This is a genomic window from Dactylosporangium sp. CS-047395 (genome assembly GCF_050942185.1).
Classification (GTDB): domain Bacteria; phylum Actinomycetota; class Actinomycetes; order Mycobacteriales; family Micromonosporaceae; genus Dactylosporangium.
This window is the reverse complement of sequence record NZ_CP192015.1, coordinates 3,783,754-3,800,089: the sequence shown is the minus strand read 5'-3', so window position 1 is coordinate 3,800,089 and position 16,336 is coordinate 3,783,754. Positions and strand designations below refer to the sequence as shown.

The 16,336-nt window shown below is 72.4% G+C and carries 12 protein-coding genes; 4 read left to right on the top strand and 8 right to left on the bottom strand.

Features of this window, described 5'->3' with window-relative positions:
* Positions 1 to 9: 9 nt before the first annotated feature.
* Complete coding sequence (locus ACQP00_RS17865; RefSeq protein WP_433220398.1) at positions 10 to 1,821, bottom strand: glycoside hydrolase family 127 protein; 1,812 nt, start codon at positions 1,819 to 1,821, stop codon at positions 10 to 12.
* A gap of 165 nt (positions 1,822 to 1,986) precedes the next feature.
* Here ACQP00_RS17865 and ACQP00_RS17860 point away from each other — a divergent pair, with 165 nt between their 5' ends.
* Together ACQP00_RS17860 and ACQP00_RS17855 are read left to right on the top strand one after the other, a co-directional pair.
* Positions 1,987 to 3,009, top strand: coding sequence for a LacI family DNA-binding transcriptional regulator (locus ACQP00_RS17860; protein ID WP_433220396.1), 1,023 nt, complete (start codon positions 1,987 to 1,989; stop codon positions 3,007 to 3,009).
* Between the two features lie 191 nt (positions 3,010 to 3,200).
* The gene (locus ACQP00_RS17855) at positions 3,201 to 5,414 is read left to right on the top strand and encodes an Hsp70 family protein (RefSeq protein ID WP_433220394.1); all 2,214 of its coding nucleotides are present in this window, start codon (positions 3,201 to 3,203) and stop codon (positions 5,412 to 5,414) included.
* A gap of 7 nt (positions 5,415 to 5,421) precedes the next feature.
* On the opposite strand, the gene ACQP00_RS17850 is transcribed toward ACQP00_RS17855, so the two are convergent.
* Entirely contained in the window at positions 5,422 to 6,261 is an 840-nt protein-coding gene (locus ACQP00_RS17850; protein ID WP_433220392.1) for a class I SAM-dependent methyltransferase, read from the bottom strand.
* Positions 6,262 to 6,308: 47 nt separating this feature from the next.
* On the opposite strand from ACQP00_RS17850, the gene ACQP00_RS17845 reads away from it, so the two are divergent.
* Positions 6,309 to 6,881 carry a helix-turn-helix domain-containing protein gene (locus tag ACQP00_RS17845; protein ID WP_433220390.1) on the top strand — a complete coding sequence of 191 codons (573 nt, stop codon included), beginning with the start codon at positions 6,309 to 6,311 and terminating at the stop codon, positions 6,879 to 6,881.
* On the opposite strand, the gene ACQP00_RS17840 is transcribed toward ACQP00_RS17845, so the two are convergent.
* The 5 genes from ACQP00_RS17840 to ACQP00_RS17820 all read right to left on the bottom strand — a co-directional run bounded on the left by ACQP00_RS17840 (position 6,878) and on the right by ACQP00_RS17820 (position 12,486).
* A complete protein-coding gene (locus tag ACQP00_RS17840) occupies positions 6,878 to 7,624 on the bottom strand; it encodes an aminotransferase class IV (RefSeq protein WP_433220388.1) in 747 nt (248 codons plus the stop codon). The genes ACQP00_RS17845 and ACQP00_RS17840 overlap by 4 nt on opposite strands.
* On the bottom strand, positions 7,599 to 9,071 hold the full coding sequence (locus tag ACQP00_RS17835) for a chemotaxis protein CheW (protein ID WP_433220386.1): 1,473 nt from the start codon (positions 9,069 to 9,071) through the stop codon (positions 7,599 to 7,601). Before ACQP00_RS17835 ends, ACQP00_RS17840 begins: the two co-directional genes overlap by 26 nt.
* A 10-nt stretch (positions 9,072 to 9,081) precedes the next feature.
* Positions 9,082 to 11,913 (bottom strand): PAS domain S-box protein, encoded by a 2,832-nt coding sequence (locus ACQP00_RS17830; RefSeq protein WP_433220384.1) that lies wholly within the window; start codon positions 11,911 to 11,913, stop codon positions 9,082 to 9,084.
* A gap of 120 nt (positions 11,914 to 12,033) precedes the next feature.
* Positions 12,034 to 12,195, bottom strand: a complete 162-nt coding sequence (locus tag ACQP00_RS17825) for an Lrp/AsnC ligand binding domain-containing protein (protein WP_433220382.1) — start codon at positions 12,193 to 12,195, stop codon at positions 12,034 to 12,036.
* 9 nt (positions 12,196 to 12,204) lie between these two features.
* Entirely contained in the window at positions 12,205 to 12,486 is a 282-nt protein-coding gene (locus ACQP00_RS17820; RefSeq protein ID WP_433220380.1) for an Lrp/AsnC family transcriptional regulator, read from the bottom strand.
* 78 nt (positions 12,487 to 12,564) lie between these two features.
* On the opposite strand from ACQP00_RS17820, the gene ACQP00_RS17815 reads away from it, so the two are divergent.
* Entirely contained in the window at positions 12,565 to 13,536 is a 972-nt protein-coding gene (locus ACQP00_RS17815) for a Glu/Leu/Phe/Val dehydrogenase dimerization domain-containing protein (protein ID WP_433220378.1), read from the top strand.
* Here ACQP00_RS17815 and ACQP00_RS17810 read toward each other — a convergent pair.
* Positions 13,520 to 15,880 (bottom strand): GH32 C-terminal domain-containing protein, encoded by a 2,361-nt coding sequence (locus tag ACQP00_RS17810; protein ID WP_433220376.1) that lies wholly within the window; start codon positions 15,878 to 15,880, stop codon positions 13,520 to 13,522. The genes ACQP00_RS17815 and ACQP00_RS17810 overlap by 17 nt on opposite strands.
* Positions 15,881 to 16,336: the final 456 nt, after the last annotated feature.

Genomic DNA, 16,336 nt, shown 5'->3' with positions numbered 1-16,336 from the left:
CACCTCCATTCAGGACGGTGTGGTGGGAAGCCAGACGCGCATCGTGGACGGGCCACGACGAGCCCAGCGGTGGTACGGCACGAGCGGCACGACGATCGGCTCGGGCCGCTCGGTCGCCGTGGTGCGGTCGCGGTACGGCCAGGTGTGCTCGACCGGCCGGACGGCGCGTCCCTTCACCGCGCCGGACTCGGGGGCGACCGACGTGTCGACCTGCAGTTCATCGAGGTTGACCCCGTCCTCCTGGTCGATGGACTCGGCGCACATGACGACCGGGCCGACCTCGACGGCGGCGCAGCCGCGCACGGCGTCGACGCGCGGGTCGGGGAACGTCCAGCGGGGCCGCACCGGCAGGTCGAGGCGCAGCTGCTCGCCGGCGGCGAAGACCCGCCGCTCGACGTGCTGCCCGCCGCCGGCCCACTGCGGGATGCGCAGCGCCACGGTGCGTTCGGTGTCCGGCGCGGCGAGCACGGTGACGGTGACGGCACCGTCCTCCGGATACGCGGTGTCCACCTCGAGACGGAGACCGGCGGCGTCGACGGTCATCGGGGCGTACTGGTGGATCTGCACTGCCTCGGCGGTCTCGGTGACGAAATAGGTGCCGAGGGAGGCGGTCAGGCGGGCGACGTTGGTCAGGCAGCACGAGACCTCGAACCAGGGTGCGCGCTGCCCGCCGCCGAAGCGCAGCTGCTCGTGCTCGGCCGACGGGACCTCGGCCCGGGTGCGCTGGTGCAGGGTGTGCGCGTAGAAGAAGGACCGGCCGTCGTCGGCGACCGCGGCCGCGATCACGTTGTGCAGCACCCGGTCCACGACGTCGCCGTAGCCGCTGTCGCCGGTCGCCAGCAGGAGCCGGTGGGCGAGCATGACGGTGGCGACGCCGGCGCAGGTCTCGGAGTAGGCCCGGTCGGGCGGCAGCGCGAAGTCGTCGCCGAAGGACTCGTCGAGGTGGCGCGAGCCCATCCCGCCGGTGAGGTAGGTGCGCCGGGCCAGGGTCCGCGCGAACTGCCGGGCGACGGCCTGCAGCAGCTCGTCGTCGCCGGTCTCGACCGCCACGTCGACCGCACCGCAGGCCAGGTACAGCGCCCGCACGGCGTGCCCGCCGAACACCTCGGCCTCGCGCAGGGGGGTGTCGTCCTGGAAGTACCGCCACCCGAACTCGTGCTCCGGCAGGCTGCGCCGGCCGCGGCGGTCGATGAAGCGGGCCGCCTGGTCCAGGTAGCGCCGCTCGCCGGTGACCCGGTACAGCTCGACCAGGGCCGGCTCGATCTCGGGGTGGCCGTCGAAGCCCTCGGTGGCGAAGCGCTCGCAGACGTGGTCGGCGACCCGGCGGGCCACGTCGAGCAGCTGCGGTGCGGCGCCGGTGCGGTGCGCGGCCACGGCGGCCTGCAGGAAGTGCCCGGCGCAGTACAGGTCGTGGCCGAAGTTGCGGTCGCTGTAGCGGCCGGGCTGCCCGGGGCGGCCGTAGGCGGTGTGCAGGTAGCCGTCGGCGTCCTGGGCCCCGGCGATGAGCGCGGCGAGCTCGGTGAGCAGCGCGGTGTGGTCGGTGCCGCCGGGCCGGCCGGTCTCCCAGCTGGCCGCCTCGGTGAGCTTGTACACCTCGGAGTCGGAGAACTCCCGCCCGCGCCGGCGCAGCGAGGTCTCGGGGTCGCGGAAGTTGCCGGTCCAGCCGAGCCGGTCGAGCCAGAACGTGCAGTGCTCGATGGTGGCGGTGCCGTTGACCGCCTGGCGCTGTCCCCAGAACCCGCCGGTGAAGCGCACCTGGTGCGTTCCGACGGGCCGCAGCGCCCCGCGCGCGGGCGCGACAGGTCCCGGATGGGCTGTCACGGCCACCACCTTTCCCGAATGTCTCGAAAACCTTTTCGGGAATGGTGGCAGTAGGCCGGGGTCGTGTCAACGGTCTATTTTCGCTCATACAGTCGGTGTGACAGTTGTGACGGCGTCGTACCGTTCGCTATGCTGCCCGAAAAGTTTTCGAAAGGACGTTGCTTCGTGGGTAGGAAGCGGGCGCAGGTCACCCTGACTGACGTGGCCAAACGCGCCGGGGTCTCGATCGCGACGGCGTCGAAGGCGCTCAACGCGCGCGGCGAGGTGGCCCCGGCGACGAGGCGGCGGGTCCAGCAGGCCGCCGAGGAGCTGGCGTTCCAGCCCAACGTGCTGGCCCGCGGCCTCATCTCGGGCAACACCCGCACCATCGGGCTGCTCACCGACGAGCTGTCGGCCGCCCGCTTCGCCATCCCGGTCCTGCTCGGCGCCGAGAACGCGCTGGGCAACGAGCAGATGAGCGTCCTGCTGTGCGACGCCCGCGGCGACGCGATCCGCCGCCGGCACTACATCCGCACCCTGCTGGCCCGCCAGGTCGACGGCTTCATCATCCTCGGCGACGCCAACGACCTGCGCCCGTCGCTGACCCGCGACATCCCGGTCCCGGTCGTCTACGCGTACTGCGAGTCCGACGACCCCGCCGACCTGTCCGTCATCGCCGACGACGCCGGCGGCGCCCGCCTCGCCGCCGAGCACCTGGTCTCGCTGGGCCGCAAACGGATCGCGCACATCACGGGCGACCCCGGCTACCGCGCCGCCCGCGACCGCGCCGCCGCCTTCGCCGAGGTCCTCGACACCGCCGGGCTGGCCCCGGCCGGCGAGCCGCTGTTCGGCCAGTGGTCGCAGCGCTGGGGCCGGCACGCCACCGCCCGCCTGCTCGCCGCCAACCCGGACGTCGACGCGATCTTCTGCGGCAACGACCAGATCGCCTCCGGCGCCGCCGAGGCCCTGCGCGAACTGGGCCGCTCGGTCCCCGACGACGTGGCCCTGGTCGGCTACGACAACTGGGAGGTCTTCGCCACCGAGTGCCGCCCGCCGCTGACCACGGTCGACCTGAACCTGGAACAACTCGGCGCGACGGCGGTCCAGCATCTGTTCGCGGTGCTGGACGGCGAGCAGCATTCCGGTGTCGTACGCCAGCCGGGCCGCCTCGTCGTGCGCGAGTCCACCGGCGTCGCCCCGGCCCGCTGAGAACCCGCTTGCCGGGCGCGCTTGCCGGGCGCGCTTGCCGGGCGCGCTTGCCGGGCGCGGTCGCCGGACGCGGTCGCCGGACGCGGTCGCCGGACGCGGTCGCCGGACGCGGTCGCCGGACGCGGTCGCCGGACGCGGTCGCCGAGCGCGGTCGCCGAGCGCGGTTGCCGAAAACTTTTCGGGACCCGGATGTGGGATCATGGGCCGTGCTCGTGGTCGACTTCGGCACCACCTCGACGGCCGCCGCGCTCGTGACCGGCGACCGCGTCCAGCTGATCAAGGAGCCGTCCAGCGGCCTGTACGCGTGGCCGTCCGCGGTCTGCGCCGACGGCGACGAGCTGCTGGTGGGCACCGCGGCCGAGCGGCGCAAACGGGCCGACCCGGCCGGCTACCGGGCCGGGTTCAAGCGCGACCTCGGCGAGACGGCCCCGATCCCGCTCGGCGAGCGCTCCTACCCGCCGCACGCCCTCGTCGCCCACCTGCTCGCCGTCGTGCGCGGGCAGGCCGCCGAGCTCACCACCGAACCGCTGGACCGGCTGCTGCTGACCGTGCCGGCCTCGGTCACCGCGGCCGACCCGCGCCGCGCCCTCATGCTGGCCGCCGGCGAGCAGGCCGGCTTCGCCGAGGTCGAGCTGCTGGCCGAACCGGTCGCGGCCGCCCTCGCCCCGGTCGCCGGCCCCGCCTACACCGCCGGCGACCTGGTCCTCGTCTACGACTTCGGCGGCGGCACGTTCGACGCCGCCCTGGTCCGGGGCCGGCACGAGGTGCTGGGCCACACCAGCCTCGCCGACGCCGGCGGCCGCGACATCGACGCGCTCGTCGCGGCCCGCGTCCCCGGCCCAGCGCCGCTGCCGGGACCGGCCGGGCTGCGGCTGCGCCTGCAGCTGGCCGACTTCGTCCGCGGCCTCAAGCACCAGCTCACCGACCGGCCCGACGTCGAGGACTACTTCTCCGCCGACGCCGAACCGGTCCGGCTGCGCCGCGACGAGCTCACCGCGGCCGTGACACCGCTGATCGGCCGGACCGTCGAGGCCTGCCGGGCGCTGCTGCACACCGCGGGCGTCGCGCCGTCGGACCTGGCTGGGGTGCTGCTGGTCGGCGGCTCGTCGCGGGTCCCGGCGGTCGCTGACGCGGTGGCCGCGGCGCTGGGCCGGCCGGTGCACCGGGCCGAGGACCCCGAACTCGCGGTCGTACTCGGCGCCGCCGAATGGGCCCGCCACGCCGGCGAGCGCCGGGTGACACCGGTGCCGCCCGGCCCGGACGAGACCCCGCTGCGCTGGACCCTGCCCGGCTCGCCCGGCCCGGCCACCCTGGTCCGGCGGCTGGCCGAGCCGGGCGCGCCGATCGCGGCCGGCGCCGACCTGGCCGTGGTCCGCCACGCCGACGGCAGCCTGTGGCGGCTCAACGCGGGCGAGACCAGCGGTGTCCTGCGTCACTGGCAGGCGCTGCCCGGCGCGACGGTCGCCCCGGGCGACTGGCTGGCCACCACCGGCCCAGCCGGGACCGCCGTGCCCGTCGAGCACCCGGCCGCCCGCCGGCTGCGGCCCGCGCCGCCGGTCCACTCCGACGGGGTGACCGCAGTGGCGTTCAACGCCGACGGCTCCCGCATCGCGATCGCCCGCGACACCGTCGTCACCGTGCGCGAAACGGCGACCGGCCGGCAGATCGGGCAGGCCGGGTTTCGCACCTTCATCAGTCAGGTCGTCTTCGCCGGCGGCGGCGCCGCTCTCGTCGTGCGAACCCAGACGGGCGGCACCGGGTTCTGGGATCTGCAGGAGGGCCGCAGCGCGCACGGCGCCTTCGCCGCGCCCGTGAACCGGCTGGCGGTCAGCGGTGACCGGTCGCGGGTCGCGGCCCTCACCGACGGCCGCACCGTCTTCGTCGGCGCCATGGCCTCGGCCGACACCGCACAGTGGCGGCCGCTGCGGGAGCTGACCGGCCTGCAACCCTCCAACGACGTGGCCCTCGACGCCACCGGGACGATGCTGTACGGGCCGGGCCGCGACGAGCAGTGGGGCTGTTGGGACGTCGAGTCCGGGCGGCTGGTCCGGGAATACCCGACCGAAGGCGTGTTCGGCCAGATGTGTGCGCTGAGCCCCGAGGGCGACCGGCTGGCCATCGAGGCGACGAGCAGCTCCGTGCTGATCGTCGACCCGCGCACCGGCGCGCCGATCGCCACGCTGGCTTCCCACGCCTTCCGCGGTGCGTTCGCCCCCGGTGGGCGCTGGTTCGCCGGGGCCGAGATGAGCGGGGTGCACCTCTGGGACGTGACCACGGGCCGGACGGTCGGCGAGCCGTTGCCGCGCAGTCCGGTGGTCGCGTTCAGCCCCGACGGGACGCTGCTGGCCACCGCCGACGGCGACACGGCCGTCCTGTGGGACGTCGCGGCCCTCGTCGAGGGCTGACCGCGGCTCAGGCCGGCTCGGCGATCCAGACGGTGCGGGCGGCCCGGATGGTGAGATCGGTGCGGTGGGTCAGGGCGTCGGGGCCGTCGCCGAGCAGGGCGTCGAGGGCGGCGAGGTCGGCCGGGCCGAGGTCCTCGGCGAGGCCCTCCCGGGTGCGGGCCAGCGACGCCCGGGCGTAGCGGACCGCCGCCTCCGGCAGCGGGGCGGCCAGCGTCGTCTCGAAGCGGCGCTCGGCCGTGACCTTCAGCCCGGCGGCGGCGATCAGCGCGGCCCAGTCCGACTGCATGTGCGGCATGTCCTGCTCGCGGCGGCGGGCCATGGCGGCGTGGGTGCGGTCCTCGAGGCCGCCGGCGGCGCCGTCGGGCAGGAAGCGCGGGAACGAGTCCAGCTCCGACAGGGCGAGCCGGCCGCCGGGGGCCAGGGCGGCCCGGATGTCGCGCAGCACCCGCGGCGGGTCGGCCATGTGGTGCATGGAGTTCGCGGCCCAGATCAGGTCGAGGCCGGCCAGGTCGGCGGGCCAGCCGCTGTCCAGGTCGGCGCGGCGGGTGCGCACGCGGTCGCCGAGGCCGTGCTCGGCGGCCTTGCCGGCCAGGCGGTGCAGCATGTCCTCGTCGCTGTCGACGGCTGTGACGGTGGCGTCCGGGAACTGGCGCAGCAGGCCGAACGTGCCGGCCCCCGTTCCGGCGCCGAGGTCGGCGATCGTGGCGACGGGGCCCTGCCCGGCGACCCACGCGACGATCCCGGCGTGGTAGTCGCGCAGCACCGCGGCGTCGAGGTCGAGCAGGTCGGCGAGCCCGCCGTGGTGATGACCGTGACCGTGACCGTGGTCGTGACCGTGATTGTGCATGCTTGAACGGTAGCCGGTCGTTGCGCCTGTCGCATACTATCTTGCGTATGAAGCAAGACGACGACGACCTCGACGCGCTCGTGCGGACCCGCATCCGGGGGTTGCGGTCCGCGCTCGGCATGTCCCTCGACGATCTGGCCGCGGCCTGCTTCATGAGCCCGTCGACGCTGAGCCGGATCGAGACCGGGCACCGCCGGATCAGCCTCGACCAGCTCACCGCGATCGCGCGGGCGCTCGGGACGAGTCTCGACGCGCTCGTCGAGTCCGCCGACGCCGATGTGGTGATCCGGCCGCGGCACGAGCCGGAGCGGGGGGTGACGACGTGGACGTTGCGGCACGAGGCCGGACCGGGCGGCACCACCGTGGCGAAGATGCGCATCGACCGGCCGGTGCCCGGAGCGGATCAGCTGCGGGCCCACCCCGGGTTCGAGTGGTTCACGGTGCTGTCCGGCACCATCGCGCTGCGCCTGGCCGAGCGGCTCGTCACGGTCGAGACCGGGGAGGCGGCCGAGTTCTCCACGATGGTCCCGCACGCGTTCGGGGCGCACGGCGGCCCGGCCGAGATCCTGGGCATCTTCGACCACGACGGCCGCCGCACCCACCTGCGCAAGCTGCCCTAGAGCGCATCCCAGGGGACGCTCGCCTCGGCGTCGGCGACGAGCCGCATCAGCTCCGCGTCGACGCCGAAGGTCACGTCGTCGATGCCGGCGACCGGGGCCACACCGATCGAGTTGGCCACGAAGACGCTCCGGAACCCGCCGACGTCGGCGAGGGCGACGCGGGCCGTGCGCGACGGCAGCCGGGGCGCCAGCAGCTGCATGGCGATCCCCGGAAGGTGCGGCGAGGACGGCCACGTCACGTCGGTACCGTCGAAAAACCCGACATTCGCGATCGCCGCCTCGCACACCGCCCCGCCCGCGTCGGTCAGCAGCGCATCGTCGAAGCCCTCGGCCTCCGCGCGCCGGCCGAAGTACGCCTGCCCGAACCCACCGACGTGCTTCAGGTGCGCCGCCGGCCGCACATAGGGCACCGAGCGCAGCCGCAACGGCGCCGCGGGCGGCTCGGCCGGCGGGCGCACGAACACCATCACCCGCGACGGCCCGTACACGTTGACCCGCACCGACGCGTCCGGCACTCCGCGCACAGCGTGGGCCAGGAACCCGTGCACCCGGCCGGTGTCCAGGTCCTCGCCGAACAGCTCTCGGGTCGCCCCGGCCAGCCGCTCCAGATGCAGGCTAAGCCCCCGGACCCGCCCACCGCGAACCTGCATCGCCGTGAAGTGACCGAAGTTGGTCAGCAGCGGCCCGTACAGCTCCTCGATGACCGGCTCGCGCCCGTCAACCTCCACCCGGATCGGTTCCACGCTCGCCAACCATAGTGCGGGCGAACGCGACGAGATCCAGCCGGGCGAGCATCCGGGTGCCGATCTTCACCAGCGGGCTGCCGGCGAGGGCCAGCGGCACCGCCGCGTCCGGCGGCACCCGCTCCTCCCACGTCGACTCCTCGATCGCCCGCAGCGCCGGCACCAGGAACCCGACCCCGCCGACCAGCAGCACCCGCGCCATCGCCGGGTCGATCTCGGCCGGCTCCCCCAGCAGCACCGGCAGGTCGACCAGCGGCACCGACCGGCGGTGATGGGTGAACACCCCGCGCATCGCCCCGCCGCCGACGAACGGGATCACGTCGGCGGGATGCGGCACGATCTCCGCGATCTGGGTCAGCGGCGTGGCCACCTCCGGCCCGGCCAGGTACGTCAGATACTTGCGGACCCGCTGCTCGATGACCCGCCCGGCACCCTCCGGCGGCTCCTCCTCGCGCGTGTCCCGCCGCGCCGGCGTCCCCGCCCCCGGCACCGGCGTCCCCAGCGCGGCCAGCGTCCCCAGGTCGGCGTCGGCGCGCAGCCGGGACCCGTCGACCACCAGGTACGACCCGCCCGCCTGCCCGGGCAGGACGCCGACCGCGAAGTCCGACGCCGGCAGCCCGATCCCCGGCAGCGCCAGCACGTCGTCGTCGCCGACCGGCACGATCGACTCCACCTCGGTCACCGCGAACGTCAGCAGCCCCCGCTCGTACGCCATCGCCACGCCGCGCTTCACGTCGATCGGCGCCAGCGCCCCCAGCCCCAGCACCGCCAGCGCGTCGACCGTCGGCACGTAGTGCTCGCCGAGCTCGATGACGCCGTGGATGATCCCGCCGTCGATCGGCGAGGACTTCAGCACCAGCTCCGGCACCACCGAGTGCACGTGCGCCACGTCCACGCACAGCCCGATGTCGCCGGCCCGCAGCAGCATCATCATGTTCCGGCCCGCGGTACCCCCGTCGCGTCCCTCGTCCTTCGCCTGCGCCAGCGCGCCGCTGGGCCCGCCCGTGTCCGTCGCGAAGACCATCCCCGGCAGCCGCTTGATCGCCGCGCAGTCGAGCACGCACACCACCGCGCCGTCCTCGGCCCGCTCGAACGTGCTCGCGAACACCTGCGGCAGCGCCACGTTCACCGAGATCCCCAGCTGCTCGTGCTCCTCGACCTCGACGACCCCGCGCACCCCGCAGGCCAGCAGCCCGAACACCGAACCCTCGTACGACGCGACGACCACGATCTCCGGCTCGGCGGGCGCGTCGACGCCGACCATCCGGCGCAGGTCCAGCACCGGGATCACCTGATGGCGCAGCATCACCGCGCCGACCAGGCCGGGCGCCGAGGCCATCAGCGGGCTGAACGACGCCGGGCACGGAATGACCTCCCGCAGCTCCGACAGCGGCAGTGCGACGTGCACGTCGGCGACGGTGAACACACCGTACAAGATGCCGCTCATCGCACTTCGCTCACTGGTCCAGACCCACCTCGGCGGACGGTGCCGCCCCGACGAGGTCCCCGATCAGCGCGTTGACCGTCCGCGACGCGTCCTGCTGGGTCTTGGTCTGCGTGACGATGTGGTGGATCGACTCGGCGGTCTTGCCGACGCTGCGCAGGATCTCCTCGAACGCGTCCTGGGCCCGCTGCGCCACCTGCGAGCCCTGGTTGATCCGGGTCGCCGACTCCTGGATCAGCCGGCTGATCTCCCGCGCCGAGTCCGAGGACCGCTCCGCGAGCTTGCGCACCTCGCCGGCCACCACCGAGAACCCGACGCCGTGCTCACCGGCCCGGGCCGCCTCGATCGAGGCGTTGAACGCCAGCAGGTTCGTCTGCGACGCGATCTCCCCGATCACCTGCACGATCCCGGCGATCTGATCCGACGAGCGCTCCATCAGGTCGATCGCCTCGATCGACTTGCGCAGCTCCTCGAAGCCCCGCTGCGCGTTGGTCTGCGTCTCCCCGGCCAGCTCGCTCGCCTGCCCCGCGTTGCCCACGATCGTCGCGATCGACGTCGACAGCTCGTCGATCGCCTTGCTCATCTCGCACGTCTTCACGCTGAGCCGCTGCTCCAGCTCCACCTGCTGGGTCACGTCGGTGGCGAACTTGATCACCTTCACCGGATCGCCCTTGAGATCGAAGATCGGGTTGTACGTCGCCTGCAGATACACGTCCCGCCCGTACTTGCCGATCCGGTGGAACCGGCCCGACAGGATCTCACCCCGGCTCAGCCGCAGCCAGAAGTCCCGGTACTCCTGCGACGTGATGTACTCCTGCGTGCAGAACATGCTGTGGTGCTGGGCCAGGATCTCCCGCATCGAATAGCCCATGGTGCGCAGGAAGTTGTCGTTGGCGTGCAACACGTTGCCGTCCAGGTCGAACTCGATCACCGCCTGGGCCCGGTTGATCGCCGCGACCTTCCCCTCGAACTCCGCCGTGCGCAGCTTCGCCTGGGTCACGTCCGCCGCGAACTTCACGATCTTGTAAGGCTTGCCGTCCAGATCCAGGATCGGGTTGTACGTCGCCTGAATCCACACCTCGCGCCCGTCCTTGCCGACCCGCTTGTACTCCCCCGAGTCGAACTCGCCCCGCCGCAGCCGCTCCCAGAAGTCCTCGTACTGCTCCGAGCCGGCCTCCTGCGCGTCCACGAACATCTTGTGGTGGCGGCCCCGGATCTCCTCCAGGCCGTAGCCGAGCAGCTCCAGGAAGTTGCGGTTGGCGTCCAGCACCACCCCGTGCGGATCGAACTCGACCACCGCCTGCGCCCGGTTGATCGCCGCGACCTTGCCCTCGAACTCCGCGTTGCGCTTCTTCGCCTCGGTGATGTCCAGCGCGTACTTCACCACCTTGTACGGCCGGCCCTCCAAGTCGAAGATCGGGTTGTAGGTCGCCTGCAGCCACACCTCCCGGCCGCCCTTGCCGAACCGCTTGTACTCCCCCGACTCGAACTCGCCCCGCCCCAGCCGCGCCCAGAACTGCCGGTAATCCTCCGACGCCGCGGTCAGCGGATCGACGAACACCCTGTGGTGCTTGCCCTTGAGCTCGTCCGCGCTGCCGTAGTTCATCGTCTCCAGGAAATTGCGGTTCGCGGTCAGGATCATCCCGTCCAGGTCGAACTCGACCACCGCCTGGGCCCGGTCGATCGCCGCGACCTTCCCCTCGAACTCCGCGTTGCGGTTCTTCGTGTCGGTGATGTCGGTCGCGTACTTCACCACCTTGTACGGCCGCCCGTCCAGGTCGAAGATCGGGTTGTAGCTGGCCTGCAGCCACACCTCCCGCCCGCTCTTGCCGAACCGCTTGAACTCCCCCGACTCGAACTGCCCCTTGGCCAGCCGCTGCCAGAACCCCCGATAGGCGTTCGAGCGGCCCTCGTCCTCGCTCACCAGCATCTTGTGCGGCTGCCCGACCAGCTCGTCGGGCTCGTACCCGGTCACGTTGCAGAAGTTGCGGTTCACCGCCCGGATCGTGCCGTCCAGGTCGAACTCGATCACCGCCTGCGCCCGGTCCACGGCCGCGACCTTGCCCACGAACTCCGCATTGGCGAACTTCGACTCGGTCACGTCCAGCGCGTACTTCACGATCTTGTACGGCCGGCCCTCCAGATCGAAGATCGGGTTGTACGTCGCGCGCAGCCACACCTCGCGCCCACCCCGACCGATCCGCTTGTACTCCCCGCTCTCCACCTCGCCCCGCGCCAGCCCGGCCCAGAACTCGGCGTACTCGGCACTGTTGGCCGTCGCCTCCTCCACGAACATCCGGTGCGGCTGCCCCACGACGTCGCCCAGCGCATACCCGGTCAGCTGCAGGAAGTTGTCGTTCGCGGTCAGCACCTCGCCGCTGAGGTCGAACTCGATCACCGCCTGCGCCCGGTCCACCGCCGCGTACTTCCCGCGCAGCTCGGCCACCAGCCGCCGGTCGTTGGTGATGTCGTAGGCGGTGATCAGGATGCCCTCGGCCTCCCGCCCCGGCCCGCCGATCGGCCCGCAGTTGAACCGCAGCCACCGCTGCCGGCCGCCGCTGTCGACGATCGGGCTGACCTGCTCCACGAACTTGCGCGCCCGGGCCGCGTCGAGCAGCTGGTCGACCGTCTGCGACTGCAGCTTCCACAGGTCCTCGAGCCGCCGCCCGACGATGTCGCCGATCGGCACGTCGGTCGTCTCCAGCACCCGGTCGTTGACCGACACGACCGAACCGTTCTTGGCGTTGAGGACGATGACCAGGCGCTCCTGGAGCAGCAGCGCCAGCGACGCCTCGGCCAGCGCTGGCGTCGGGTTGTCGTTGACGAGGCCGGTGGATTCGGGCACGGGTTGCTCCTCGGGTGCCGCCGCGTTGCTGTTCCCCGGCCTGTTCGGCGATTACCGGCCGCCCTTGAGACAAACCGTTCGCTTCCCGTCACATGGCGTCAGTCGTCCTAGGACACTAGGTCATAACGCCTCGACGACGGTGGCCCGTGCGTGCTGGTAGATGACTGAGCTGCGGAAGCTGACGATCTCGCGGCGCTTGCTGAACTTGTCCATCAGGAACGCGTGCAGCGCCTCGACGCTCGGCACCGCCACGTGCACCAGGAAGTCGTCGCCGCCGGTCACCACGAAGAACTACAAAACCTCCGGCAGCGTTTCGAGGTGGGCCTTGAACGCCTCGATCACCGGCCGGCTGAGCGGCCGGATCTGCACGTGGAGCAGCGCCTGCACGTGCCGGTTCAGCGCCGGCAGGCTGATCTCCGCGTGGAACCCGGTGATCACTCCCCGCTCGCGCAGCGCCCGCACCCGTTCGAGGCACGTCGAGGGCGCGATCCCCACGGCGGCGGCGAGGTCCCGGTTGGTCTGCCGCGCGTCGCGTTGGAGCTGGTCCACGATCGCCGCATCAAGTTCGTCCACGGCCGCCATTTTAGGCTTCGTACCGAACGATGTTCGGTTCGCCGCCGAACGGCCCGGCGTTGTGCCTAGCGTTCCGGCATGGAATGCGAACGGATCGTCATCCGGCGCGGGCCCCGCAGCGGCCTGCCCATCATCGTCGCCATCCACTCGACCGCCCTCGGACCGGCGCTCGGCGGGTGCCGGATCAAGGAGTACCAGCGCTGGGAGGACGGGCTCGCCGACGCCCAGCGGCTCGCGGCCGCGATGACCGCCAAGTGCGCGGTGGCCGGCCTCGACCATGGCGGCGGCAAGACCGTCGTCGTCGCCGGACCCGGCCCCGCACCCGGACCCCGGCCCGACCGGACCGCGGCCCTGCACGACGTCGGCGACCTCGTCGAGGAGTTCGGCGGCGCGTACTCGACCGGCCCCGACGTCGGCACCGGCCCCGCCGACATGGACGTCATCGCCGAGCGCACCCGGCACGTGTTCCGCGGCGACTCCTCCCCCGCCACCGCCACCGGCGTCATGGCCGCGCTGCGGGTGCTCGGCGGCGACAGCTATGCGGTGATCGGCCTCGGCCACGTCGGCGCCGACGTCGCCGGCCGCCTGCTCGCAGCCGGCCACCGCGTCCTCGTCACCGACGTCGACGAGCGCAAGCGCGAGCTGTTCCCGGCGGCGGCGTGGGTCTCCCCGGACGCGATCCTCGACGCCGAGGTCGACGTGCTCGTCCCGGCGGCGCTGGGCGGCCTGCTCACCCCGGCGACCGTGCGGCGGCTGCGCTGCCGGGCCATCGCCGGGCCGGCCAACAACCAGCTCGACGACCCGGCGACGGCGGACCTGCTGCACGAGCGCGGCATCGTCTGGGCGCCCGACCACGTGGTCAGCGCCGGCGGCGTGCTCTACGCGACCGAGACCGACCTGCACGGCGCGAGTCCCACGGCCGCCACCGCGCGGGTGGAGAAGATCGGCGAGACGCTCCAGGCGATCCTCGACCGCGCGGCCGGCGAGGGCACGACGCCGTTGCGGGCCGCCGAAGCCCTCGCCGCCGCCCGGTTCACGCGCCCACGGTGAGGTTCTGGAACGTGGCGGTGCCGTTGAAGGTGTTCACGCCCAGGGAGCCCGACATGGTCGTGCTGTCCGAGGCGTCGATCACCTTCGTGCCGTTGAGGTACACGGCGATGCTCGGGCCGCGGGCCACCACGCGGAGGTGGTAGGTGCGGCCCTCCAGGATCTGGGTCGGGTACACGGCGATGTCCCGGCCCGGGCGCCACAGCTTCACCATGCCGGTCGTGTCCACGTTGGCGGAGTACTGGTCGCGGAAGGTCAGGGCGGCCGCGGTGCCGCTCACCACCCGCACGTCACCGTCATACGTGAAATCGGCCGCAATCGTGCTGCTCAGGTAGAACGCGTCGCCGGCCGCGTTGCCCTTCAAACCAGCGCCGGGGACGGTCCACGTGCCGGCGGTCGGGTGCCACGGGCCGGCCAGGTTGGTGCGCAGGCCCACGCCGTTGAGCGTCGGGTTCGCCAGCACCGCGGTGCCGTGGAAGACGTTCAAACCCAAGCGCCCCGAGGTGTACTGCGTGTCGGTCGCATCGATCACCGGAGTCGCACCGTGGTCGAGGTAGACCCGGAAGCGCGAGCCCGCCGCCACCACCTTGAGATGGTAGAAGCGGCCGGTGGCGATCGGGGTCGCGAACGTGGCGATCTCGCGGCCGGGGCGCCACAGCTTCACCACGCCGGTGGTGTCCACATTGGCCGAATACTGGTCGCGGAAGGTCAGGGCGGCCGCGGTGCCGCTCACCACCTTCACGTCACCCTCATACGTGAAATCGGCCGCGCTGGTGCCGCTCAGGTAGAACGCGTCGCCGGTCGCGGTGCCCTGCTTGCCGCCGGCCACGTCCGTCCAGGTGCCGCCGTTCGCGGTCCACGGGCCGGCCAGGTTGCCGTCCAGTGTGGACTCACCGGTGCCCCAGGTCTTGCCGAGGCGGTAGAACTGCAGTGAGGTGAGCGTGACGGCGCCGTTCTCGGAGTACACCTGCAGGCCCTGGCTGGTGCTCGCGGAGTTGAAGTTGACGTTGTCGCTCACCGAGAGCCGGCCGTCGTTGCCGAACACCTCCAGCTGTCCGCGATCGACGAGCACGCGCATCTTGACCCGGCCGTTGACGGGGGCGAGCGGGCGACCGTACAACGTGGACGCACCGCGGTCATAGGCCACCGCGCGGTCGTAGGTCCCGTCCGCGCGGGTGTGCAGCCGCAGCCCGAACGCGCTCGCGGTGGCGCCGGCGAGGTCGAACTCGGCGGTCACCTCATAGGTGTCGGCGGCCGTGATCGCCATGCCGCCGTTGACGGTGCGGCTGCCGAGGGCGATGCCGCCGGACCGCAGCGAGGCGAGCTCGCGGATCGGCGTGCGGGTGAGCCGTACACCCTCGGGGAAGCTCTTCAAGGCAAGCTCCGCCGGGAACGTCTGGTCGCCGGTCCACGTGCTGCCGTGGTTGCCCGGCTGCCAGCTCATCTGGATCACCCGGCCGTCCGGGACGCCGGTGAACGTCTGGCCGGCGTAGAAGGTGCCGTCGGCCGTATTCGTGCCGAGGTCCATGCGCTGCGGCGACGACCAGTCGGAGCGGAACGTGGTGCCGTCGAACGATCCGATGGTGTACTCCCCGGAGGCGTCGGTGAGCACCCACTTCTGGCCGGCCGCGCTGCCGTCCACGTTGAGCGGGAACATGTCCGGGCACTCGAAGAACCAGCCGGCGGCGAAGCGGCTCGCGTACGTCCAGTCGAGCAGGTTCGCCGACGTGTAGAACGTGGCCCCGTTGCCGCCGCCGTCGTTCCACACCACCATGGCCCACCGGCCGGAGGCGGCGTGCCAGAACACGTGCGGGTCGCGGCTGGTCCCGCTCGGCACGGCGACCTTGCGGCCGTGGTCGAAGGACTGGAAGGTCCGGGCGCCGTCGGTGCTGTACTGCACCGTGACCCCGTTCGTGCCGGAGAACACGAGGATCGGGTCGTCGTCGCCGGACTTGAGCCCGGTGACGTTCGCGGTGTCGACGACCCCGTTGCCGGACCACAGATCCCCGGCGTGCACGCCCGGCTCGAGGGCGATCGGCCGCTGGGTCCAGTGCACCATGTCGGTGCTCGTGGCGTGGCCCCAGTGCATCGTGTCCCAGCCCAGGCCGTGCGGGTTGTGCTGGAAGAACAGGTGGTACGTGCCGCGGTAGTACACCATGCCGTTCGGGTCGTTCATCCAGCCCGCGCGGGGGCTGAAGTGGAACTGCCCGCGGTACGGCTCGTCGTAGGCGGTGGCGGGGTACGGGAACTCGGGATAGTCGGCGACAGTGCCGGCCGAGGCCGGCCCGGACGGCAGCGCGACCAGCGCGGCCGCGGCCAGGAGCAGAACGCACAGCAGACGTCTCAACGTGCCCTCCCTGACAACGTTGTCAAAACCCGCCCGCTGCGGTGGCAGCCGCATGAAACAGGCGGTTACGTCAACGTTGTCAGTCTTCGCCACGGCACGACGAGCGTCAATACGTCGGGCCAAGGTCGATTCGCGTTGGGCGGCCCCGCCGCCAACCCGGCCCTGCCCGCGCCGACCCGGCCCGGCCCGCGTCGGCGCGGGAGCGCATTCACGCCGACGGTGCGTAACTTTCACGGGCGGTGCACACAGTTTCGAAAGCGATTGCGGTCGCCAGCCATCGATGGATCACCCGGCCCCGGAAACGGCGGCTGATCGACATTTCGGGCCCAAAAGTTTCGTGGCAGCATCGCGCTCGCGTGGAGTCGCCAACTGGGGAGACGGGCGTTCTGGCGAAAGCCGATCTTCCGGGGACTCCGCGACCCGCACTCCCGGGGTGGCTTGCAGCGTAAGTTTCAG

Coding starts and splice junctions, on each gene's coding strand:
- ACQP00_RS17815 (WP_433220378.1), top strand. CDS start 12,565: ATGGAATGCGAACGGATCGTCATCCGGCGCGGGCCCCGCAGCGGCCTG.
- ACQP00_RS17845 (WP_433220390.1), top strand. CDS start 6,309: ATGAAGCAAGACGACGACGACCTCGACGCGCTCGTGCGGACCCGCATC.
- ACQP00_RS17850 (WP_433220392.1), bottom strand. CDS start 6,261: ATGCACAATCACGGTCACGACCACGGTCACGGTCACGGTCATCACCAC.
- ACQP00_RS17835 (WP_433220386.1), bottom strand. CDS start 9,071: ATGAGCGGCATCTTGTACGGTGTGTTCACCGTCGCCGACGTGCACGTC.